This window comes from Bradyrhizobium sp. C-145 (genome assembly GCF_023375135.1).
Classification (GTDB): domain Bacteria; phylum Pseudomonadota; class Alphaproteobacteria; order Rhizobiales; family Xanthobacteraceae; genus Bradyrhizobium; species Bradyrhizobium zhanjiangense.
The window spans coordinates 6,624,276-6,644,991 of record NZ_CP088150.1 but is presented as its reverse complement, the minus strand read 5'-3'; the positions used below and the strand labels follow the sequence as shown (position 1 = coordinate 6,644,991).

20 protein-coding genes and 4 pseudogenes are annotated in these 20,716 nt (G+C 57.9%); 10 read left to right on the top strand and 14 right to left on the bottom strand.

Translation table 11 applies throughout. The annotated features are described in order from the left end of the window. Positions 1-42 precede the first annotated feature (42 nt). Entirely contained in the window at positions 43-666 is a 624-nt protein-coding gene (locus LRP30_RS31270) for a DnaJ domain-containing protein (RefSeq protein ID WP_249757286.1), read from the bottom strand. 548 nt (positions 667-1,214) lie between these two features. On the opposite strand from LRP30_RS31270, the pseudogene LRP30_RS31265 reads away from it, so the two are divergent. Further along, positions 1,215-1,429 (top strand): annotated as a pseudogene (locus tag LRP30_RS31265) (methyl-accepting chemotaxis protein); the annotation flags it as partial. A gap of 364 nt (positions 1,430-1,793) precedes the next feature. Here LRP30_RS31265 and LRP30_RS31260 read toward each other — a convergent pair. The 9 genes and pseudogenes from LRP30_RS31260 to LRP30_RS31235 all read right to left on the bottom strand — a co-directional run bounded on the left by LRP30_RS31260 (position 1,794) and on the right by LRP30_RS31235 (position 7,836). Next, positions 1,794-2,039: a hypothetical protein gene (locus LRP30_RS31260; RefSeq protein WP_249757285.1), complete on the bottom strand. Its 246-nt coding sequence runs from the start codon at positions 2,037-2,039 to the stop codon at positions 1,794-1,796. A 2,077-nt stretch (positions 2,040-4,116) separates the two neighbouring features. Further along, positions 4,117-4,418 (bottom strand): annotated as a pseudogene (locus tag LRP30_RS45070) (NEL-type E3 ubiquitin ligase domain-containing protein). Beyond that, positions 4,414-4,524, bottom strand: coding sequence for an NEL domain-containing protein (locus LRP30_RS45065; RefSeq protein WP_256477667.1), 111 nt, complete (start codon positions 4,522-4,524; stop codon positions 4,414-4,416). The pseudogene LRP30_RS45070 and the gene LRP30_RS45065 overlap by 5 nt, the downstream one beginning before the upstream one ends. Continuing rightward, positions 4,515-4,610 (bottom strand): hypothetical protein, encoded by a 96-nt coding sequence (locus tag LRP30_RS45060; RefSeq protein ID WP_256477631.1) that lies wholly within the window; start codon positions 4,608-4,610, stop codon positions 4,515-4,517. The genes LRP30_RS45065 and LRP30_RS45060 overlap by 10 nt, the downstream gene beginning before the upstream one ends. Then, positions 4,607-4,744 carry a hypothetical protein gene (locus tag LRP30_RS45055; protein ID WP_256477630.1) on the bottom strand — a complete coding sequence of 46 codons (138 nt, stop codon included), beginning with the start codon at positions 4,742-4,744 and terminating at the stop codon, positions 4,607-4,609. The genes LRP30_RS45060 and LRP30_RS45055 overlap by 4 nt, the downstream gene beginning before the upstream one ends. 330 nt (positions 4,745-5,074) lie before the next feature. Then, positions 5,075-5,359, bottom strand: a complete 285-nt coding sequence (locus tag LRP30_RS31250; RefSeq protein WP_249757284.1) for a hypothetical protein — start codon at positions 5,357-5,359, stop codon at positions 5,075-5,077. Positions 5,360-5,558: 199 nt separating this feature from the next. Further along, positions 5,559-6,821 carry a HipA domain-containing protein gene (locus LRP30_RS31245; protein WP_249757283.1) on the bottom strand — a complete coding sequence of 421 codons (1,263 nt, stop codon included), beginning with the start codon at positions 6,819-6,821 and terminating at the stop codon, positions 5,559-5,561. After that, positions 6,811-7,152 (bottom strand): helix-turn-helix domain-containing protein, encoded by a 342-nt coding sequence (locus LRP30_RS31240; RefSeq protein WP_249757282.1) that lies wholly within the window; start codon positions 7,150-7,152, stop codon positions 6,811-6,813. Before LRP30_RS31240 ends, LRP30_RS31245 begins: the two co-directional genes overlap by 11 nt. Positions 7,153-7,653: 501 nt before the next feature. Beyond that, complete coding sequence (locus LRP30_RS31235; protein WP_249757281.1) at positions 7,654-7,836, bottom strand: hypothetical protein; 183 nt, start codon at positions 7,834-7,836, stop codon at positions 7,654-7,656. Positions 7,837-8,018: 182 nt separating this feature from the next. Between LRP30_RS31235 and LRP30_RS31230 the strand changes: the two genes are divergently transcribed. After that, positions 8,019-8,354, top strand: a complete 336-nt coding sequence (locus tag LRP30_RS31230; RefSeq protein WP_249761989.1) for a hypothetical protein — start codon at positions 8,019-8,021, stop codon at positions 8,352-8,354. A gap of 285 nt (positions 8,355-8,639) precedes the next feature. Here LRP30_RS31230 and LRP30_RS31225 read toward each other — a convergent pair whose 3' ends face one another. From LRP30_RS31225 to LRP30_RS31215, 3 genes are all read right to left on the bottom strand, one after another. Continuing rightward, positions 8,640-8,996: a hypothetical protein gene (locus tag LRP30_RS31225; RefSeq protein WP_249757280.1), complete on the bottom strand. Its 357-nt coding sequence runs from the start codon at positions 8,994-8,996 to the stop codon at positions 8,640-8,642. Between the two features lie 166 nt (positions 8,997-9,162). Beyond that, positions 9,163-9,462, bottom strand: coding sequence for a nucleotidyl transferase AbiEii/AbiGii toxin family protein (locus LRP30_RS31220; protein ID WP_249761868.1), 300 nt, complete (start codon positions 9,460-9,462; stop codon positions 9,163-9,165). Beyond that, positions 9,411-10,007 (bottom strand): hypothetical protein, encoded by a 597-nt coding sequence (locus LRP30_RS31215; RefSeq protein ID WP_249757279.1) that lies wholly within the window; start codon positions 10,005-10,007, stop codon positions 9,411-9,413. Before LRP30_RS31215 ends, LRP30_RS31220 begins: the two co-directional genes overlap by 52 nt. Positions 10,008-10,382: 375 nt before the next feature. Between LRP30_RS31215 and LRP30_RS31210 the strand changes: the two genes are divergently transcribed. The 8 genes and pseudogenes from LRP30_RS31210 (at position 10,383) to LRP30_RS31180 (ending at position 19,525) form a co-directional block, all read left to right on the top strand. Next, positions 10,383-12,128: an NEL-type E3 ubiquitin ligase domain-containing protein gene (locus LRP30_RS31210; RefSeq protein ID WP_249757278.1), complete on the top strand. Its 1,746-nt coding sequence runs from the start codon at positions 10,383-10,385 to the stop codon at positions 12,126-12,128. A 907-nt stretch (positions 12,129-13,035) separates the two neighbouring features. Continuing rightward, the gene (locus tag LRP30_RS45050; protein WP_256477629.1) at positions 13,036-13,167 is read left to right on the top strand and encodes a hypothetical protein; all 132 of its coding nucleotides are present in this window, start codon (positions 13,036-13,038) and stop codon (positions 13,165-13,167) included. Between the two features lie 291 nt (positions 13,168-13,458). After that, positions 13,459-14,136, top strand: coding sequence for a hypothetical protein (locus LRP30_RS31205; protein ID WP_249757277.1), 678 nt, complete (start codon positions 13,459-13,461; stop codon positions 14,134-14,136). Further along, positions 14,133-14,690 (top strand): hypothetical protein, encoded by a 558-nt coding sequence (locus LRP30_RS31200; protein ID WP_249757276.1) that lies wholly within the window; start codon positions 14,133-14,135, stop codon positions 14,688-14,690. The genes LRP30_RS31205 and LRP30_RS31200 overlap by 4 nt, the downstream gene beginning before the upstream one ends. A 57-nt stretch (positions 14,691-14,747) precedes the next feature. Further along, positions 14,748-15,572 (top strand): IS5 family transposase, encoded by an 825-nt coding sequence (locus LRP30_RS31195; protein ID WP_249757275.1) that lies wholly within the window; start codon positions 14,748-14,750, stop codon positions 15,570-15,572. Positions 15,573-16,207: 635 nt separating this feature from the next. Beyond that, positions 16,208-16,642: a hypothetical protein gene (locus tag LRP30_RS31190; protein WP_249757274.1), complete on the top strand. Its 435-nt coding sequence runs from the start codon at positions 16,208-16,210 to the stop codon at positions 16,640-16,642. A gap of 805 nt (positions 16,643-17,447) precedes the next feature. Further along, positions 17,448-18,521, top strand: coding sequence for a nodulation factor fucose acetyltransferase NolL (nolL, locus tag LRP30_RS31185; RefSeq protein ID WP_249757273.1), 1,074 nt, complete (start codon positions 17,448-17,450; stop codon positions 18,519-18,521). A 626-nt stretch (positions 18,522-19,147) separates the two neighbouring features. Beyond that, positions 19,148-19,525 (top strand): annotated as a pseudogene (locus LRP30_RS31180) (TIGR02301 family protein). 319 nt (positions 19,526-19,844) lie between these two features. Here the strand turns inward: LRP30_RS31180 and LRP30_RS31175 are convergent. Continuing rightward, positions 19,845-20,346 (bottom strand): annotated as a pseudogene (locus LRP30_RS31175) (ISNCY family transposase); the annotation flags it as partial. Between the last annotated feature and the right edge of the window lie 370 nt (positions 20,347-20,716).

Below are 20,716 nucleotides of genomic sequence, written 5' to 3'. Positions count from 1 at the left end.
TCCACTTCCGATGCGCCGTTGAGGCCCGCTGAGATGTTCAGTCTAGCTGTCGCGCACCATGGTCTTCAGGTACTGGTAGGCCTTGATGATCTCGATCAGGCGATCCTCCGTGGAGCGGTCGCCGCCATTGGCATCAGGATGGTGCTGCTTGACCAACGCCTTGTACTTCGCCTTGATATCGCTGAGCGTCGCATCGGCATTTAGGCCCATCACCTGCAACGCTTTGCCTTCGGCATTGAAAACCTTGCGGGCCTTAGGCTTGACCTTCGCGCGGTGGCGGGCACCGGCGCGTCCGTTCAGCTCGAGGTGCGTGCAGAGGGCATGCCAGCCGTCCTCGAAATTGGCAGCGCTGCCGGTCGTTTTGTGTGCGCTGATGTTCTCGCCCAACTTCCAGGTCGGACGATGGCCGGTCAGCGCGTCCTGCTGGTAGCGCGCGACCGCTTCCGCGTCCATTCCCGAGAAGAAATTGTAGGACTGATTGTATTGGCGAACATGGTCGATACAGAAGTGCCAATAGGCTCGCGCATTGTCGCAGCCCTTGGGCGCGGGATGGGTAGCCTTGCTCTGGCAGCCAGGCCATTCGCATAGCGGAGTGGGCTGGCGCTCCTGCGCTTCCTGCTTATTGATGCGAATGCAGTCGAAGATTTCGGATGTGTCGATCAACATAACCTGGCTCCGTTGGCGGAGCGGCAGTTAAACAGAGCCGCTTCTATGCTAGAGACTTGGTGTGGACGGCAAGTCGGGTCTGACTCGGCCTTTGCGTCGAGTTAGTGGCGTGATGTAGCGGGCACTTCCCAGCAATTGACATGCCAGGACTTGCGAAGTTGATTCAGACCATCATCTCTTTGAGGTTTCAGATCGGCTCAATCGAAATTTCTGTCGGGTTCTGCACATGGAGGTCTTGAATGGGACGGGGTGAGTAATCTAAGTCTAGCGAACGCACTGCTCGGCCGGTATTCTGCGCAACAACAAAGGCAAGTGACGTCTTCTGTATCGTCTTTGGAAGCTTGAAAGTCTTTCGTCTTGTGTAGCTAAACAGAAAGGCTTTGCCTCGATTTGAAAGCGTGCGGAGCTACTCGTTCGCGGATCAACGCAATTCACAGCTTCTGCCCGCCGCACCCTGCTCACCAGCCTACCCAGCAGAGTCTGAGGCGCTGTTGGAGCGGGTGGATGGTGGCGCTGGCACGGCAGCCGGGATGGTAGGAGGTGCTTGGCAAGGCGCTGCAAACCAGGAGATGCTCGGAATGTGCAGCAGTCGGCAATTGGTACGACCGAGGTCGCTACAAATATCGCCGAAGTCAATCGAGGTGCGGACCAGACGGGCACCTGGTCAATGCAGGTGCTTGCCGCTGGCAGGTGCCTTGCTGAGGATAGCAACCGTCTGAGGCTGGAAGAGCAGAGATTTCTGGCCACCGTAGCGGCGGCTTAGCAAACTTTGAGGCTCCTGAAGAAGCCCTGCTCGAGCGCGTGATGTCGCCTTTGCCTGGATCGGATGTATTTTCCACGCCGACCTCTTGGCGGCGCGACTCACGAACAAGACCCTAAGAGGGCTGAGATCACCCTCGACAATAGGTGCTCCATCTCATGCAGAGCGCCGCTTTGCTTGAAACGGGCGCACCTGCGAATGGGATGATCGCCGCTTTTCGTCCGTCGAAGTCCAAGCCAAATGTGGCGACAAAACGTTCGTGGTAGCTCGGAACGTTAATGAGGCGACATCTGTTACTGTGCGTCTGATGGCTCCGGCGGCTTCGATCGCAAGAAAGCGAACCTGCCCGAATGCGTTCAGGTGGCGGTCAGCTCGGCTCGCCTTTCACCGACAAGGGCGGCCAATCGATAGGCCTACAATAAAGTCCCCTGCGGTTGATCTCCGCAAGCAGACTGTCGGCGCGATGCCTCGCCGGAATTCCAACAAGCCGTGTGCCCGCTGCCGCATCCGCCGCCACCTGATCACGAATGAACTCATACATCCGAATAATGAAATGGTCGGAAAGGCCTGTGAAATCCTCCTCCGGCCTCTTGGTGCTCAGTGTAAAATCCACGTGATTAAACTCCAACTCGCCCAAACTATCCCTGCAAGCCAGGCGATCATTACGATGGTTGCAACTCCCAGGAATCCAATAGGAACTAGCTGATTGCCATTTCGCCGACGCTCGCCTGCATTCACGGTAAAGTCCCGGCTATCGAGCATTCTGGTCCTCTGCTCATTTGCAAATATCGGACCTTTCATGCCTCGACAAATACCCGCGTGGTTAACCTCACTCATCAATCTTAAAGGGTCGGAGATCTTGCCCCGAACAACATTTCAACGATCTCAGCCGCGAGCTCTGCCACTGCCCTCCGGCCGACCTCGGTCGTTCCCGAGTCTCGAGCTATGCCGCGAAGCTGTAGCTGCCTCGCCCCGGTAAAAGCTAATCATTGAATATCCTATCTGGCTCCCGCCTGGATTCACACACATTAGCAGGCTTTGGCCACCCGCACATTTTTGCTGCTTCGAGCCTGCCGATTGCGGCCGCGCGCTTGGAACGGAACTCCGACCGATCCTGGACGCTCATTGGCCCCCGAGACCAGCGGCGGGTATTTTTGTAAGTTGCTGGTGACGCCTACCCGGTCGGCCCGCCCGTCCTGTCTCGACACGCCCTCGCAGTGGCTCGCCTTGAATTGAAGACGGCGTTCTGGAGCGCAATCGATTCACGGCCTCAAATAGGACGGCGCCGCTTCCAGCTGCATATCGACGACGACGATTGTAAAGCCAGCACACGCAACCGCCTGAACTCGAATACGAGGTTTTCGGCCATTGCCGGCAGAATTCGCATGCCCAGTCAGGCGAGAGTAAAGGGCGGTCGTGTCGCCCGTACCGGGCGTTTCCGAGATGCTGGCAGATCGCGGTGACCAGGACAGTTGCCGTATTTTGGTTCGATCTGCTCTGGTTAAATGGCACCGACCTTGAGCCGGAGCCGCAGCTGGAGCGCGAGCGGCTAATGAAGGATTGACCGGCATAGGCTAGAGAATCCTATGCTCTATAGCGAGCGTCAAAGAAGGCGGCGCGCAGCCCGCGTTCGCTGCCGCCAGCAAGCTCGACTATGAAGGTGTCGTTCAAAAGCGGGTACATCGGCTACCCCTCCCAAGGGGGCCCGAGGGAGAGGGACGCATGACAGAAAGGGCCGACAAAAAACGCAGGGTTTCAATTGTCGGTGCTATCAAAGATCCACCGGCGTCGCCGCGCTTAGGCTCGGCAAGCACGAAGGCAAAGAGCTTGTCTAATGGGCAAGGTGTCACGGGCGGAAATCGCGCAGCGCCAGCCAAGAACGAGAAGCCAATGGAGACTGAGGCGTAAGGTCAATGAGTAACTTGAGTATGCAGCTCAGAAGGCCAAGTTCACGTTGGTTGACCCAACATTTGCTGCATCTTGCGAAGGATTGTCGCACGCGAGCTCGTTCATAAGTTTGAGCCGAAAATAAACATATGTTCCTGCACCGCGCAGCATGAGGGCGTACGATCGTTGGGGTAGTAGAAGGTGGTCGCAATGGGATTGAAGCGCAGGCGGTTCAAGCAAACAGAGTCTCTGAAAACGAGATTGACGCAATTCGCACAGGATATGCGAGCTCAAGCGGAGCGAAAGCCTTCAGGTGATGAACGCTGCGCCTTGCTCAAGCGCGCTCGCAATGCCGATCAAGCCATTGATCTGGAGCGGCAGCTTCGCGAGCACCGCTAAGAAGCGGGGGAGCCGACCGACGGACCGCACGCGTGGCAAGCTTTCCCAGAGTCTCCATCCGCATTGGCAATCCTTCAGATCCAGTCTCGTTTGCGGATTTCGTAGTCCAGAGTCTCGCCGGTGGAGAGAAGGGCTTCGTTCACTGAAGGTTGGTCCCGACAATATCCGAGAATCAGAGCCGGCCGCCTGGCATACACCGGCGAGCTGAGACAACAATCCGGGTTGAGGACGACCTGGGAGTGACCAGCCCGGAAGCTGCTCTGATACGGCAAAGGCCGTTTCATACGGTGAGGCCGTGCTCATTGAACACCTTATCTGGGAGAGCGTCCTTGATCTCACAGGCGATTTCTCTACGAACTGCGACTCTAGATTTGCATCCTCCACAAGGTCAGCTTCGACCCCAATCAAACTTTTGTCGGTGAGCTGTTGCTGCGCCGGCTGTCGAACTCCGTCCCCACTGCGGCAAAGAGCTCGTCGTGCGCTGTGGCATGGTTTTCGGGTGCGATGCGGCCCACGGCGTCGTCCCAAGATTGCCAGTCCACGGCCAGATAGTCGGAGAATTCCGCCGCCTCTCCGTTGCGCACGGATGTCTCTGCACTGTCAACGTCAGCGTCGGTCACACCGGAAAAGAAGCGCATGTTGGGGGCAATGTGTTGCAGCCCAGCCGCTCGCGCAGCCTATTTCGATAAGCAAGAAGGACCTCAATGGCGTCGATGTCTTCGACGTTGTTGCCCGAGCCTAGCGCGTGAACCCTTCTCGCGCGCAATTCTGTCCAGCGCCTCCAGGCGGAACATGACCCGCCCTAGATCGATGAGATCGGGAAGCCGGCCTCGTTGTTATAGGCTCCGTTCTCGACCTCTGCAATGAGGCGTGCGATCTGCATGCCGTTCCAGGTCAAAGTTCTGCGAGCCTCGCAGCTCTCGTTGGCGTCCAGCGCCAGTTGGAAGTAGGGTTACGCAATTCCGGGTTTTGCGCCACTTGGTGCAGATCATTGGCCACCGACTGCCGGAATTCTTCGTTGCCAGAGTTCACGGAGTCGAACAGTTTACCCAGGAAAAGCGCGTATTCTCGGGCGCCCGGCTCTTCAGCGACGCTCTATCATCTGACGCGCGCGATGAAAGGCTGGTATGGCCGATCTGTTCAGCTAACAAAGAATCGAATCGTTTTGCGTGCATACCGGATCATAGACCGTCGCGGACATATCGACGTGGCCAACACGCCGCTATCGATAGGCCTAGTTGATGAGATCTCGTATCAATTCGAGTAAGCCAGCCCAGAGCAATTCGCGAAACGGAATCCCATGCGCCAGGTCATTGCGGATCTCGGCGAGGCTTGGCTTCGTTGTTCCGGTCAGAAGCCCAATCACGCTGGATGCGGTCCGCAACGTCGGTTCATCGGCACCTGACTATCCGTTAGACCGTCATGCTCGACCATATGCTTGAGCAGATCGGCAAACGTCGCGTTCTCGACCCACCACTTTTCGCCCTTTCGGACGAGGCGCGCTTCCTGCTTGGCTTTTTCCGTGACGAAGCGTCTACGCCTCAATAGCTCTTTGTCGCCATACCTGTCGTTCAGCGCGAGTTCTAGCGCGGTCAAGTCGACCAACTCACCGGCTTTGATGAGGTCGAAATCAAGCCATGCGAGCACGTAGAGCTTCTGAGCGCGTTCAAACTTTGCGCTTACAATTTGTGGAATACCGGATTCAAATTGCAGCAGAAAGGCTCGCCATTCGGCAAGGCTATCGAAGCTTGGAAAGCTGTCGGGCTTTCCTGAGAATTACCCCGCGTCTCCGCGCAGGGACGCAGTCGAATCCAAATTAGTCAGTGGGAAGCAAGCGTCCCTCACTCTATTCTGTCAGAAAGCCCGGATATACGAAGGCGCCTCTGATCGTTTCGGCGTCCTTCTCGCTGACGCCTTGACCGCGAACAACATCGTACCACGAGGCGCGCACTTGTTCGGTCATGCTCGTGACAATCGTTTTTGCCTCTGCGGCATCCAGCAAGAAACGGGCATGTTGCGACAGCACGTTCTTCGCATTTGCAAATCGCCCCTGGTCACCAACCTCCAGCGCTAGGTCACGATGTTCTTGCGAAATTACCGGGGAGGGCGTCAGATCATAGGCTGGCGAAAGCTGCCAAGTCCGCTCCTTGGCTACCAGCGCGTGGTTGCGAGGATGATCGTCGAGGTTGGAAATCAGTGCATTGAACGTCATGCGTCGGAAAAGCTCTTTGGCGTCCTTTTCCGGCTCCTCCGTGACCCGGCGCATCTCCTCCGCCATCAACACATAGGACCAGCGATCGCGCATCTCGACGGCTTCGTCAGCTCGCAAAACGGTTAGTCCGCTGATCATCCGCGAACGCAAATATCCCTCGCCCGTCTTCGTGCGATCGAAGCGCTTGACGAGAAGAACGTCCTTCGCTCCGATGCTGGCGACGCGGCTCTCAACGACGCGAAGACCGCAAGCCTTGGCCAATTCTAGCATCGCGCGTTCGACGCACGTGTTGTTCCAGCGGTCGTCCGGGCGGTTGAATTTTGCGATCCAGAGTCCGTCGTCGTCCTCGACCACAGCTTTCGGACGGGCTCCGCCCAGGGAGGTGCCCAAGAGCATCAAGTCTTGAACCTGGGCGGCTTCCTCGGTTTTTACATCCTCCTCACGCATCAAGGCTTCGGCGATTTCCTGAAGCTTTGCGAGTTCGAGCGTCTTGTTGAATTTGCGACGTGGTGCTGGAGGTTGTTGTCCAAGTCCAAAACCAAGCGCTCCTGCGCGGTCGTCGGCTGAATTCAGCAGGTAGTCGAGTTCGCCAAGCTGGGGAACCCCGGCATGCTTCTCGATGACGCGGCGACCCCAATAGTCCGGGCCTGCATCGCGTAACGCACCAAAGACGCCATTCAGCCGGCCTGTTTCGTAAGTCTCGCCCGATAATTTAAGCTCGATAGGATCAATGGCGACCGCATCTCCGTTTGAGAGGTACGACTTGCCGTAGACGAAGCGGCCCAATGCATTGCCGCGGCGATCCTTGGCGAGCTGGAATCGGCCGGCGGTTATCGCTTCGGTCTGACCGGGCAGCGTGATGTAGACGAAGCATTCGGAGTTGCCTTTAGAAGTCATTGTCGAGCCCTCCGGACTTGCGCGCCCGCTTGCGTTCCCGCGTCGCTTGCAGAGCAATCCCTTCCCTGTCCTTTGAGGGGTCAGCGAGTTCTTCGAGGGGCTGGAGCATATCGTAGAGCCACAGCAGCCCGGCATAGACCACGATACCCGTCGATGCTTTGCCCTTTTCGGCGTCCATAACAGCGCGCAGACCCGTTCCGATTCTGCTTGCTGCGTCCTCCATGGTCATGTTGCGGCGGATGCGTGCGGTACGTAGATCCGCTCCCAATTGCGTGAGAGCCCGCGACACGTGGTAAGGCGGCGCCTTTTGAAGTTTGTTGGTTGCTACCATGCTCTTGAAGGCCAGATAAGTTGATTATTGTGCTCTTAAGAGCATATACCAATTTCATTGATTTGCAATAATTTGCTTTTGAGAGCTTGTAAAGACCTATAATATGCTCTTAAGAGCATCCTCTGGATTTGATGCCTGTGAGCAATACCTGAGATTTATCAACTGGTTATTTGGCTTCCAAGTGCAGCTATGAGTTGCGACGATTCTTGTAATGTTCTATCTGGGAAGCTCTTTTGACTCGGCAGCGGCAACCATACCCGGGACCAGCACGAGGGCTGCCACCAGTCACGCCTAACCAGGCGGGTCGGAAGCCAGAAACATGTCTGACGCCAATGACGAACAGCTTCCTCCGCCGCCGAGCTAGGACAAATTCGAGGAAATCTGCGCAGATCTTTTTTCGCGCATCTGGAAGGACCATCAACTCGTCCGCTACGGCCGTGCCGGGCAAAGGCAACACGGCATCGATATCTATGGCAAGGATAGCGGAGCTGACGCGGCCGTTCAGTGCAACGGCAAGCGCGATTGGCCGCCGACCAAGCTGACGATCTCCGAAATTGACGCGAAATCCAGTAAGCCAAAAAGTTCAAACCGCCCCTTGCCACCTATATCCTTGCAACCACCGCCGACAACGACGTCTACATCACGGATCACGTCAACGCCGTTTCTGCCAAGCATGCCGAGCAAGGGCTTTTCCGTGTGACCGTCTTCGGATGGAAAGAGCTCACACGCCGTCTCTATGACTACCCTGAACTGCTCGAGAAGCACTTCAGCACTTACACGTTTCGCAAATTGAAGGCGGAGTTACCCGACCAGATCGCCACGGGGTGCTAAGCACCAATTTCGTCGCTGGTCCCAGCCCCGCTCAGGTGCCGACGGTTCAGTCAGTCCCACTGGACGCCGAAGCGCTCGAACGCGACTACGCTGCGCGTTACGGACGACTTCTCCAGCGCTCGGTCTTTCCCGAACTCCACAAACGAGACGAACTCGCGCCGCTGGCCTCCGAATTGCTGGAAACGAAAGGCGCGCCGTCTTCAGACTTGCAGCGCAAGAGTGCCGCATTTGACGCGGTCATCCCTGCATCGCTGCCTCCAACGTCACGGTATCAGCCGATTGCCGGAGATCGAAGGACCTTCCCCCAGGTGGCGCAGGAGCTGAACATGACGGCGCTCAGCCAGCTAAACTCCTTCTTCATGAGATGCTAAGATCGATGGGGCTTCCATTGTCCTTCAAGACATTCGCCCGTTGTTGCCCTCTCAGCTCACAGCCCTCGCGCAGGAATTTCTCCTCATCGACATAGTAGCCGTACAAGACAGCTTCGATAGCCCGCTGATAGGCAAGCCGTGCGCGAGGGCGATCGACTGCGGTAACGGCCAGAACAAAGGAACGGTTCCTCACATGGGCTAGCTGCGCATAAGACTGATCGTACTTCGTTCGCTTCCCCGCGATACTGTTGCTAATTGGGATTATCGCACGACGGTTGAATTCATTCAGATCCTGAGGAACCGTTCCAGCGGCTTTGTCGTAGGGAGTGTGCTGCCAGTGGCATGAAGGGGGACTGTAGCCTCGATGTTGAATCCGCCGTGGCTGGTCACGTAAAAGTCTGGAGCCCGATTCGAAAAATCGGCGCTGAGGCCATACTGCTTGAGCACCGCGAACAGGTGGAGTTCCCAGAAGCAAGTATCAAAGGTTCGCTGAAACTCACCGACGAATTTTCCGTCACGATCTTTGAAGCCGCGAGCCCAGTCATTCAGAACGTCGCAATTATACCCGTTTGGTCGAGCGAGGATTGCGCGAAAGTTTGGATGCTGCGAAGCGTCATGTACTACCGGAGTGAAGAGGTCCATGCCGATTTCACCGGGCCAGGGGGATATCCTAAAGCTCACTCATCCACTTTTCGATCTCAGTCAGTATCTCGTCGAAGGTTGGTGCCTTCGCATAATACAGCGAGCTGCTGCGCTCATAAGCGCTAGCGTTGCGCGTTTCTGCGTCGCTCAAGCTGAAGGCGTCGTTTTAGGCGATGTTCAGATTGTCGCCCTGCCGGAAGCGCTTTTGCTTGTGTTCCTTGTATGCGTCCGTGCCGATGAAGTCCTGGACTTCCTTGCGCTGGAGCAACTCATAGACATCGTAGTAATGACGCATGAATCCGACAGGGTCGCTCTTATCGGCCTGCTGTTTGCGGAATTTCGTCGAGATCGTTTGCAGCTTTTCAACGAACGTATAGCCAGGATCATAGCAAGGCACGCCCTTCGCGCGATTGTCTATGATGTCGACATTGCCGGCGACAGCCCGGTCGTATAGCCAGGAGCTGATGTCCCTCGGCGTGTTGGGAGCGACTTTGTCAAATCCGGCCTCAAGCAGAACTCGTCGAGAAGCCCATCCTTTGCTTCGGCAAGCTGGTCGAGGTTGTTAACGAGATCAACAAGCAGGAATTCAGGTGTCAGTGACTTCGGAAATCGCGGCTTCACGCGAAAGGCAAACTTGCGATTGCCGAGCTGAAATTCGCCGTGGCGCTTGTGGTTATAGACGACCGTCTTGTCATAAAGCTGCGTCGTTCCCACGCCAAGACTATTGTAGGCATTCGGCGAAGCGAGCAAAAACGTATCGTCCTTCAGGAACGCGCTCACCACGTCGTTGTCGGATGCCGGCGCCGGACCAAATACAGTTTCTTTCGGACAGGCATACAGGCCGCTGGAGAGCTTCTTCAGAACGCCCTGCTCAACCAACTGCTTCAGATGCCGGTCAACAGACGTCGACCAGCGAGCAAAATCCGCCCGTCGATAGGCTTGGCCCGGCTTCAAGTGCCGTTTGAGTTTCTCAAGCTTCGTCATGGTCAGAATACAAGTCAGAACGGGCATGCGTGCAAGCTTTCTTATTGAAAAATCATGCATTTTCGTGATCTGATATATAGCGAGTGTATAGCTTATCCGATTGTCGCTCGCTCACAGTGGCAAACTGAGCAACTCTGAGGCTCGGCAGCGACGCTCGTCAGCTGATCGACAGGTAGGCCTGCTAACGGCAGAAAACGCTAGCCCGTTGACTGTCCTGCCGGACTTATCTGGTCAACGAAAGGCGGCAAGCTCACAGCAGTATCGATCGATTTGCCGGGCTCGTGCGAAGCTGTGCCCACTTAAGTGGGGCGGGGAGTCGCAGTGCACGTGCACCGGCCTCTCGAATGATCATTGCAACCACCTGCTTCGCGAGCTTGAGAAGCGGGGGTATGGAGAAAATTGATGAACACGGGACAGACACAGTGGAGTGCAGGTTCTTCCTCGGCGCCTTCTGAAGACGCGGACCAGGAAAGCTATCTCGGCGGCTTCAACCGTGCCGTCGCGAATTTGGTCGAAACCTTGACGGGGTATCGGGCCCCAGCCTCCGCGCGCGCGCAGATCCTGGACAATTGGGTTGCCGAAGAAGGGCAGGGCGAAGCCGAGAACAGGCCACAGGGGCGCAGACGAATCAGGAATTCGGATAACACAGGCTCGCACTCGCTCGATTTGTCCTCGCTCTCGCTGACCGCTCTGCCCGCCGCCCTGCCGCCAAGGTTGCTGGAACTGCGCGCTAGGCACAACGAGCTAAGCAGCGTGCCCGCGATGTTCCCACCCGGTCTCCGGTATCTTCTCATTAGCCATAATCGCTTGACCAGTTTGCCGGACGATCTTCCGCCGACCCTCGTTGAGCTGGAGGTCGCTGACAACAGCTTGACGAGTCTGCCGGCAAACCTTCCGGCCGGGCTCGAGATGCTGAACGCAAATGATAACCGGCTAACCAGCCTGCCGGACGCTCTCCCAAGCGGGCTCACCTCGCTTGCGGTCAGTGGCAATCAGCTGACCGACCTCCCCGAGTCCCTCCCCTCGTGGCTCATTGAATTCAATGTCAGCGGCAATCAATTGGCCAACCTCCCTGACCCGCTTCCGAGCACGCTCCAATCACTCAATGTCAGCCGTAACCGGCTGACCAGCCTGCCTGAAGGTCTTCTAGATGCTCTTGTGCCGAATAATAGCCTCTACTACCCGCATCTGGAGAGCCTCGAGCTCGGGGATAACGCGCTGCCGGACGACGTCCTCGCTCATCTCGCGGCGGCTGAAGCGCCACCGCAGCTTGCGCAGCAATCCCTGCATGAGGCAGCCGCACACTGGCTCGCAGACGACCCGGCCGCGCTGGCCGAATGGCTGCACTTTGCGAATGAGCCCGGCGCCCAAGACTACGCACAGTTCCTGGAGAGGCTACGAGGCACCGTGAACTACGGCAATGACGAGTTTCGGCAGGCAGTGGCTGATGATCTGCGGCAGGCCGCCGCCAATCCGACGTTGCGCGAGCAGTTTTTTGCACAAGCTTCCGAGGCCAACGCGAGCTGCGAGGATCGTGTCACCCTGCACTGGAATGGTATGCAGACCGCGCGCCTCAACGCTGACGTCGAGGACGGGGTCTATGACGATCGGCTTGGCGATCTGATCCAGCGCGGCCGTGTCGCCTTCCGCTTGGAGGCGTTGGACGAGATTGCGCGCGACAGGATCAACTCGCTCGCCAGCGGCAACCCGGACGTAGACGACATCGAAGTCTACCTGGCCTATCAACATCGGCTGCGCGAGCGGTTGGAGCTCAGTCATGTCGCCCCTGACATGCGCTTCCTGGCGGTCTCTCACGTAAGCGATGACGATGCGAGGGAGGCGCTCGGCCTGGTCTGGGAGCGGGAAGCAAGCCAGTTTACCAACTACATGGCAAGCCGCTGGCAACCGTGGGAGACGGTGCTGAGGCGCATCGCTCCGGACGAACATGCAGCGATGCAAGACCGGCTGGTCGAAGCTATGGGCGAAGAGTTTCAAACCCGCTTGGATCAGCGACTGGCCGAGCATGGTCTTCTAGGCGATCCGGATGCCGAGCGGGTGCTTGGAGCCCAAGTCCGAAACGAGATCGCTGGCGAGATCAAACGCGAGGTCATGCACCGTGTGCTCGCAGAGCGTGGCCTCGAACTATGAGGCTCCCAAACCGCCGCAGAGGATATTTATCATTGCTCTGCGGCGGTACGTAAAGATCGATCGTGAAGCCTCGCCCATTGCTGCCAACGTGCTTTTGCACCTCGGAAAGTGCGCTGCCGTCGATCAGGGCCTTCGGTCTTTGCCGAGCAACGAAACTTCCCGCACGCGAGGTGAGGGCGTATCTGCGTCCGGTCGAAAGCCGCCTCCGGGACGAGAGCTCCGTCGGTCGAAAAGTTGTTGAAGAGACCAAGGCGCGCAGCGGTGTAATCATCGGTCGCGGAGGCGCTGGCAGCCAACCAGCTCGATTTGAGGAGGCAGCTAACTGTCGGCAGGTCTATTTGAGTTTCGGCCCTTACCGCGAGCTCCATCTCGGCAAGCAAGTTGTGGAGTTCAAGCATGCACCGCGTTGGCAGCTTACGATGGCCAAGCCGTCGTGCGCGGGTCGGTCCCGAGACTGCACGAGAAGCCTTGCGGGTCAGTCAAAGACTGAGCCCGATTCAAGTGAGCGAATTCAAGTCTGCCGGATCTTCACCGCCGACTTGGCTTGCCAGGCCCGTAAGCGACCTGCGCGCTGGATAAACTTTAAACGCATCCGATCCCGAGAGGCGCTCTGCGTTACTGCTGCGAACTCAGCACGACGTGCACATCGTCTCAAAAGAATGTTTAGTAGTTTGATGCCTGAACGCGCTCGTCGCCACTGGGCGAGCATTTCGTCTTCAAGGGTGGAACGTCCCTTTCGAAGGCTTAAGGTGTAGCTCGCCGTTTCTCCGACGACGCGGATCTCACATACGGCATTCGCGCGATGGCTCCGGACCTGGTAAATCATAAGAGAGGACGTTCAGAACCGCAGTCGTCAAACCAAGAGTGGAACTCCAAGGCACGAGAACGCCTCCCGGTCTGGAAGACGTTGTCTGTCATCAATGAGCGCCTGCAAGATGACAAGCTCAGCGTCAAAGTTGAGGCCAGGGACGACAAGATGCTCGTCACGTATGATCCATTCGAGACTGGTAGCGGCTATGTGAGCCCCGCCGTGATCTGAGTTCGGCGCACAATCGACAGGCTATCCATTGTTGTATCGGTCGACGAATTTCGTCAGCTCGAGCAGGGGACCGCGAAGAGGTGCGGCAAATTGGAGCGACTCCGTCCTGTCATCAGGCGGGTGCCGATGCGAGGCCGGTCTCGCGCGCAGCAATATCCTGATCTCGTCAGCTTTTCGACAGGTTGCGGCTACAACAATCGAGAATCTGCTTCTTGCTGAAAGCGCTGCTATCTGGCCGTAACCAGGCCGTGCGGATCGCTGCAGGGTCTATACAAACGTGAGGAGAACAGGATGGATCCGGTTGACCCATTCTTCGATTCCGGAGCCTGGATGCGGGAATACGCCGCCCTGCAGGGGCGGACTGGGCAGCGAGCGGGCAGCTCAAGCGAGCAGGGTGATTTTGAGGGGCGGCTGCAGGACTTGAATCTCGATCCGTTGGATGAAAGCAACTCAACTTCGCCTGATCGGCCTCCCGCAGGAGGTGGTCGAGCAGTCCGGCGCGACGATTTCGGCGGTTCGATGCGGGTGCCGCCGCACTCCGCTTTTAGGGAGAGTGCGCTAGGCGGCACGCGCCGGAGCGTAGACATTCCCAGCTTTCAGCTTCCTGCTTCGGCGCAAGTGTCGCAGTCTAGTTTGCTAGATGATCTGTTCAGCAGCGCACGCTACAGCTTTCCGGATGCAGAGTCTGCCGCGTCGGCCAAGAGCGGAAAAAGCCGTGGAGTATGGTCACGTTTCAAGTCGGGAATCGGCAAGGCCATTGGCGGGAGCAGTAGCGGAAAGTCGTCGCGCGAGGCGGGACAATCTGGCGCCTTTTCGACGAATTTACGAATTGATTACGCCAGGCAGCCAGGCCGGACGCGCGGGGTCTCTGTGGCCGATGAGGAGCTCATTGAAGATTTCCGAAACCGGCGGCGGGTAATCTCAGCGACGGCACCATCAAGAATGCGGCAGCCGATTTGCGCCATTTGAGCGCGCGCCTGAGCGACGCCGGCAGACCCTCGATCGCCGATCGAATTCGCCGAGAATTGGAAAACGCGCAGCTGGAAAATCCCGATGTGGAAAACCACCAGCTCGAAGCTGAGCTCGATGAGGAGGTCGACACCTACGCAAAGGACCGCGGCAGGCGCATCAAGGCGGCCCTGAAGAAGCTTCGTGAAGTCGGTGCCGGAAACACCTTGGCAGCCGATGTCCGCCGGCTCGCTCCTCATGCTGAGGACGCAATACTCATCCGCATGTGGGCGGCGGCGGAAAAGGCAACAGACAGGATCGATCCAAAGACGATCGACAGGCAAACTCGCCGCATGTTCAGGCTGAGTGAGTGGCTGCAGACGCATGATAGACAGCCGATCGCCGGCCGACTTTCCACCCCTGGGCTCGCTCAGGACGTCGAGGAGTACAAGCACGAGACCGGGGACAGCAAGATCAACGCTGATCTTGTCAGGCTTGGGCTCTACCAGCAACTCCTTGAGGCGAACAGGGCACTGGGATTGCCGCCTCCTGAGAGCCTGACCGAAAAAGGGTGAGCGGTTTTGGCGGGCCTGTGATTCCTTCGGATTTGCAAAGATTCGAGGGAGGACACCATGCCCTGGACCAAAGCCGCTCGTATCAAGTATCAGCGCAGTGGGCTGCGTTACACAAGTGATCTGACCGATGCCGAGTGGGCGCTGATCGCCCGGAAGATGCCGCCGCGGCACCGATTGGGCCGGCCGCGGAAGGTTGATCTGAGAGAAATCGTGCAGGCGATCTTCTATATCCTGTCGAGCGGTTGCCAATGGCGAGCCTTGCCGAAAGAGTTCCCGCCATGCTCGACGGTGCAAGGCTATTTCTACGCTTGGCGCGACACGGGGAGATGGCAGCAGATCGTCGACGCTTTGGTTCGGAAGGCGCGCCGCAGACTTGGGCGAAAGCCCAAACCGACAGCCGCGGTCATCGATAGCCAGACCGCCTCGACGACGGAGACCGGGGGGCCACGCGGATTCGACGCCGGCAAGCGTCTTCATGGGCGTAAGCGCCATATCGTAACCGACACCAACGGGCTCTTGCTGGCCGCATATGTTCATCCCGCGAACATTCAGGACGTCCATGGTGCCGTTCCCCTGCTGGGGCATTTACGAGACCGCTTCCCAAAACTTGAGCATGTCTTTGCCGACCGGATCTATCGCGGCAAACAGCTCGTCAACGTACTCTCCGACTGCGGGCCGTGGACGATCGAGATCGTCGAGCGACCGCTCGGGGTCAAAGGCTTCCAGCTCCTGCCCCGGCGCTGGGTCGTCGAGCGTACCTTCGCATGGCACGGCAGATGCCGCCGCCTCTCCAAAGACTTCGAAGGCTCTGCCGCCACCGAGCTCGCTTGGCTCCTCATCGCCCATCTGAGACTCCTAGTTCGCCGCTTGGCTAGGCCCTGAGACTAGGCGCTTTTTGAGTCAGGCTCTGAGGACCCGGGTCAGCCTTCTGCGGAAGCTGCTCGGCAGGCCCACTCGCGACAGGGCTTCCCGCAACGCCAGCCACGCCGAGCGCGGGAGCTTGGGAATGGCTTGGAGAGCAAATGCACGGATCTGGCTCATCGATGCCGGCGCCGCAAAGCGGATGGCAGGCCGGCTCGTCCCAGCTGCTTCCCGCAACGCCTGCGACGCCGAGCGCGGGAGCCTGGGATTGGCTCGGCGACCAAATCCACGAACCTGCCTCACCAGTGCCGGCGCCGCACTGGGCCGCGCAAGCTCATCCGCCGCTCGAGCTTCCTGCTACTCCGGCCACCCCGAGCCAGGGAGCCTGGGCTTGGCTTGGACAACAGATGCAAGAGCCCGTATCGCCTTCGTCCGTGAGGCCTCGATCGTTAAACATCTACGGCGGTCTCGAGTCCTTCGTTGATCTGGATCCACCCACGCCCCACGACTTGCGTGACGATGCGCGCTCTGCGCCAGCACCTGAATTTGCGGCCGCCTCGTCGTTCGCAGGACCGTCAGGGGCGCCTCCGCAGCTGCGGGACATTGGAGCGATCGTTGGCGCCAACTGGCGCCACGGCTCCCAGGCGGCTTCAGACGTGTTGATCGATGTATTGGGCAACATCAATCTGCTGCCAAACCAGTTCGGGCCAAGTCAGTTCACGATCAACGGTGAGCGCTACTCGGCCACGTTTGGACCAGGAGGTGGCAGCGATGTCCACTTGATCCATCATCCCCGCATGAGCCAGCCGGATGAACCTGGCCCGTCTCAGTCGCTCTATCGTCCCCGTCCGATCGTGCCAGCCGCGCAATCCGGTGGGGGGCCAGTTGATCTTGGATATCTGATCCACGGGGGATGGGAGCACCGAGAGCGATTCCTTCCGTCTTACCTCGTCCGCGTCCTGGAAAGCCAGCGCGTCATGCCAGAAGCTGGATGCCCGACCTATTTCGAGATCCGCGGAGTGCCTTACAGGGGCGAGTTGGTGGAAAGCGAGGGCCGCCAGCGCGTACGCATTTATCCTGAACGTCGCTGAAGAGGTAGCAGGGCTGCAATCTCAGTCTATCGGCGGGGCAGCTCGCGTGAGGCGTTCTATAGCGCGGCTTTTTTGGCAGGCGATGATCGGTTGTTGGGGCACGGCCTTAACCGTCCAGCTCCTCTTTGTAGAACCTGCCAAGCTCAATGGACCCTACGAATTTGGGACATGCCCGAACCTGCTTTTTTTTGCATCCCTGATCCTTTCACAAAAGTTCGCCAATTCTTGTCTTGAAAAATCTTCGCTCAGCTAGCGCTGCAGATCGAACGCATTCGTAATCGACGGAGCACAGCGCGGAGTGCAGTCGACGGAACAAGGACCAAGAACATGGCTACCAGACAAAGGTTTGCTGACGAAGGCTTTTCCTGATGCGCGGGCCAAATTCCTCCGCGAGCGCGGTACTTCGCAACCTGCATACGCTTAAGCTTCATGCGCAGTTCAGTTATTGCGCTATGGAAATTCTCCTCCCCGGCGCGTTGCAAACGCCTCTTCCGCTCGGAGCAGAATGCAAGTGCCCGCTGGATCTGGGAAGCCGATGGAAGCGAGGTTGGTGGGACAAAATCGATAAACCATCGTATAGCTCGTTTCCCCTTTTCTTTTTGGTCTTTATCGCGCAGTCAGCTACTGCAGCGTAGACTTTTCGGTGGCAATTGTCTCCGCTGTCATCGGACAGGTCGATTTCCATGTAAACAGGATACGCAGCAGCGACGTGCCCTTAGCAATAGGAGCGGGACCTCAGCTATGTGTTCGGCTGGTTGGAAAAAGTCTGCCGATATGTTGATACATCATGTGATAGGAAAAGGTTGTGCCTGAGACAGCGCGCGATCGCGATCTCGCTTTGGACTTCACCAAAGGAGTGCTTATCATTTTAGTGATCGTCGGTCACCTGATCCAATATATCCTCTACCGAAATGAAGGATTTTGGGATTCGGCATGTTTCAAATGGATCTATATGTTCCACATGCCCCTCTTTATGGCGACAAGCGGTTATCTTTCCTGCCGAGCGGTACTGGGAAAGTCGTTCACGCAAGCCATCGGCGATCGTGCGATGCAGCTCCTGCTCCCGATGCTGTTTTGGTACTCTCTTCTGGAGGCAGTAAAGTTGACGGTGTTTCCCCGACCGGCGGGCGTACCAGACTACGTTTTGCAGTTCCTGAATGATTTCGCCGGCACATACTGGTTCGTCTGGGCCGCGTTCATTTGTTTTATTCTCGCTAAAACTATTTCGATCTTCAGTCATTCGTCGCCCTGGGCCTTGTTCGTATCCGTCATTGTGGTCGTCCTTGCGCCTCTGACTTTCTCCATATTCCCTCTCATAAAGTATACGTACCCGTTTTTCTGCCTGGGATTCTCATTTGCGCAGTCGAGAGAAAGGTGGACGAGCATAATGCGCTCTCACAGGCTGTTCTTGACTATGTCTGTCTCAATAACGGCTATGGTGTGCTTTCTGGCCTGGCGCAACGACACTTATGTCTACAACAATCTCGCTTTCGTCCAGGATTTGCAGTCGGCAAAAAATGTGTTTCTGATGTTTCTCGGCTCCGCAGCTGCCTCAGCGGTGATGATTGAGGTCCTGCTTCGAGCCTGGAATATTGGTCGCTCAAATCGCGTGGTCCGCTTTATCGCCGCGAAACTGGGACCGAGCACGCTGGTGTTGTACTTGATTCAGGGTACGGTATTCCGTCTCATGGATTCCATACAGTATGCAGAATTTTGGGACCCCACAATGAGGTCGGCCGCGGCTGCATTTCTCGGGACGATGATTGTTGCTGTCGCGCTAGCGGTTCGTTGGACCGTGCGCGACATTCCTTATCTGTCCCAGCTCATGCTCGGAGTGCCACCTCGCTCCCTTCGTTTGTCGAACCAGCCCTGCCGATAAGTAGCTGTAACAGAAATCTGATCAGGAGGCTCTCGCAAACCATCGTAGATTGCGTGACTACTAAACCTGCTGTCTACTCATGGCGAGATCGACGGCAGCTCTACTCCGTCACGCTGGGGCGCGATGACGTTCAGCTCATCCATCACTCTCGGCTTGGGGCGACAAGTGAAGCTGCGCCAGCGACCCGGAGAGAGCTCCCTCAGATATCTACGGCAGTCTTGGATCACTGGTTGATCTGGATCCGCTCACATCGTTCGAGCTGCGTGACGATGCTGATTCCGTGCCGGCGCCCGCCTTACCAGCGTCGTCTGCTGGGCCAGCACCGGTGTATCATCAGGTGCCGCGGCTACCTGATATCGGAGAGTTCGTCGGCCACGACTGGCGCCACGGCCCCCAACAGGCCTCGCCGGTCCGGACGCGTTTCTTGATCCACGGTGAGCCCTACACGGCAGAAAACCTTCGCGGCGGGCAGCCTTCTTCTCTTCCATCGCCCGCAAGCTGGTTGAACCGGACACAACGCATCATCTGTAGCCAGGATTACACATCGCCCTGCGAATGGATCGGCGCCTCGTCCTGCCTTGCCTAGGACGCATTGAGGGGCCATGTCACGGAATCCGGAATATCTGATGATCAAAGCCTTTCTCGCCCTTGCGATCTTGATATCCGCATATCTTGCGAGGCCAGCCCGGACGCAGGACGCTGCTGCGCCGTTCGATGGCGACCTGCTGCGGCTGGCCGAGATTCTCGGTGCCCTTCACTATCTGACCGGCATCTGCGGCTCCAATGAGGGCGCCGAATGGCGCAAGGAAATGCAGGCGCTGATCGATGCCTAAACCCGCTCCGGCGACCGCCGCGCGCGCATGGTGGCGGGCTTTAATCGCGCCTACGAAGGCTTCGAACAGACCTACCGGAACTGTACGCCCGCAGCTAGCGTCGTGATCCGCCGCCACATCGAGGAAGGCTTGAACATCTCGCTCGACCTGACGGCCCGCTATTCCAACTGAGCGCGCGATCTCATCGATCTCGACGGCACCTGCCGGCCGATTGCCGACGGACCGCTTCAATACCCGAACAGGGTGATGATTGCGGCTTGGTTAGTCGTGGATCGAATGAGCAACTTAAGCCCTCGCGAGGCTGACTTCGCCTCCAGGAGAGCGAGCATCCGCTGCTGACGTTTTCCTTGCACCGGTCGCAGTCGAGCTGACGTGGCACGATCTGGTCGATCGCGGTGAATATGTTGGTAAGGAGGTAAGCATTCGGTGAAGCTCGGTGAAAACTACGCCCGCGATACCACGCTCATGTCGGATGTGACGGCCCACCACTGCAACACGCTTTCTGCGTCTCGTTCAGAAGGATTGTGTCGTTGTCCGTCTCCACGCCGAGAAGCGGGAACGGAAGCTGCCTGCGCAGCTCCGCAAGCACGTGCTCAGAACCTGTTCGCGGACGAGCAGTGGCGCGGTCCAGCCGGTTTCTATGTCGGTCAGCACCAGCGTCTGAATGAAGCTGCCGCGCGCCGACGGGCCACTGTTAGCGACAAGATCGGCCTCAACGTGACCGGGCGCCGGGTCTCTCCAATCAGCCGACGTCCTTGTCGGAATGCTGTATCGCAGCACGCTTGCCGCCGGCCAACGGCGCGGAGGTCACGATCCGTTTCGGATCGGTCGCCGCGCCGATCGATCGTCGCCGCGCTCATCGCCATCAGCTTGCAGCGGATTTCGGGGGCAAGGCTAAGATGACCACGTCGGTCCATCGCCTCAATAAGCACCGGAAGAAGCGCCTTCAACCGCTTGCCGCAAACTCGGTCCGAGGCCTCCCAAAGCAGCACAGAGGGCATTTCGCTCCGCTTCACCTTGGTGCTGCTGGCGATCAGCTTGGCTCGGCCGGTGGTGCCGAGTCAAAAACGCTGATTACGGCCAAGTTGCCGCCGGTTCTATAGCCGTAAAGGTGACTTCGAGCGGCAGTAGTGTGCAGATCAATAATGCCGGCTCGAATTCCGCGAACCTTGGGGGGCGGTTCATTCGAGTACCCGCACTTGAACAGCACGGCACTCACGTCAACTGGTGCCATCACGTTCACTGATACCGCACAGGGAGGCACGAGCACGCCTGTTTCCACAATTCCGCCAATTATCGTTGCGAACGGGCTGATCCGGATCATTTAAGACGCTAAGTCCGGACCCAGCTCGCCAAAGCCAC

What these genes read in the sequence shown, in the direction of transcription:
- LRP30_RS31270 (WP_249757286.1), bottom strand. Translation starts at nt 666, where the DNA reads ATGTTGATCGACACATCCGAAATCTTCGACTGCATTCGCATCAATAAG.
- LRP30_RS31245 (WP_249757283.1), bottom strand. Translation starts at nt 6,821, where the DNA reads ATGACTTCTAAAGGCAACTCCGAATGCTTCGTCTACATCACGCTGCCC.
- LRP30_RS31240 (WP_249757282.1), bottom strand. Translation starts at nt 7,152, where the DNA reads ATGGTAGCAACCAACAAACTTCAAAAGGCGCCGCCTTACCACGTGTCG.
- LRP30_RS31225 (WP_249757280.1), bottom strand. Translation starts at nt 8,996, where the DNA reads ATGGACCTCTTCACTCCGGTAGTACATGACGCTTCGCAGCATCCAAAC.
- LRP30_RS31215 (WP_249757279.1), bottom strand. Translation starts at nt 10,007, where the DNA reads ATGCCCGTTCTGACTTGTATTCTGACCATGACGAAGCTTGAGAAACTC.
- LRP30_RS31210 (WP_249757278.1), top strand. Translation starts at nt 10,383, where the DNA reads ATGAACACGGGACAGACACAGTGGAGTGCAGGTTCTTCCTCGGCGCCT.
- LRP30_RS31205 (WP_249757277.1), top strand. Translation starts at nt 13,459, where the DNA reads ATGGATCCGGTTGACCCATTCTTCGATTCCGGAGCCTGGATGCGGGAA.
- LRP30_RS31195 (WP_249757275.1), top strand. Translation starts at nt 14,748, where the DNA reads ATGCCCTGGACCAAAGCCGCTCGTATCAAGTATCAGCGCAGTGGGCTG.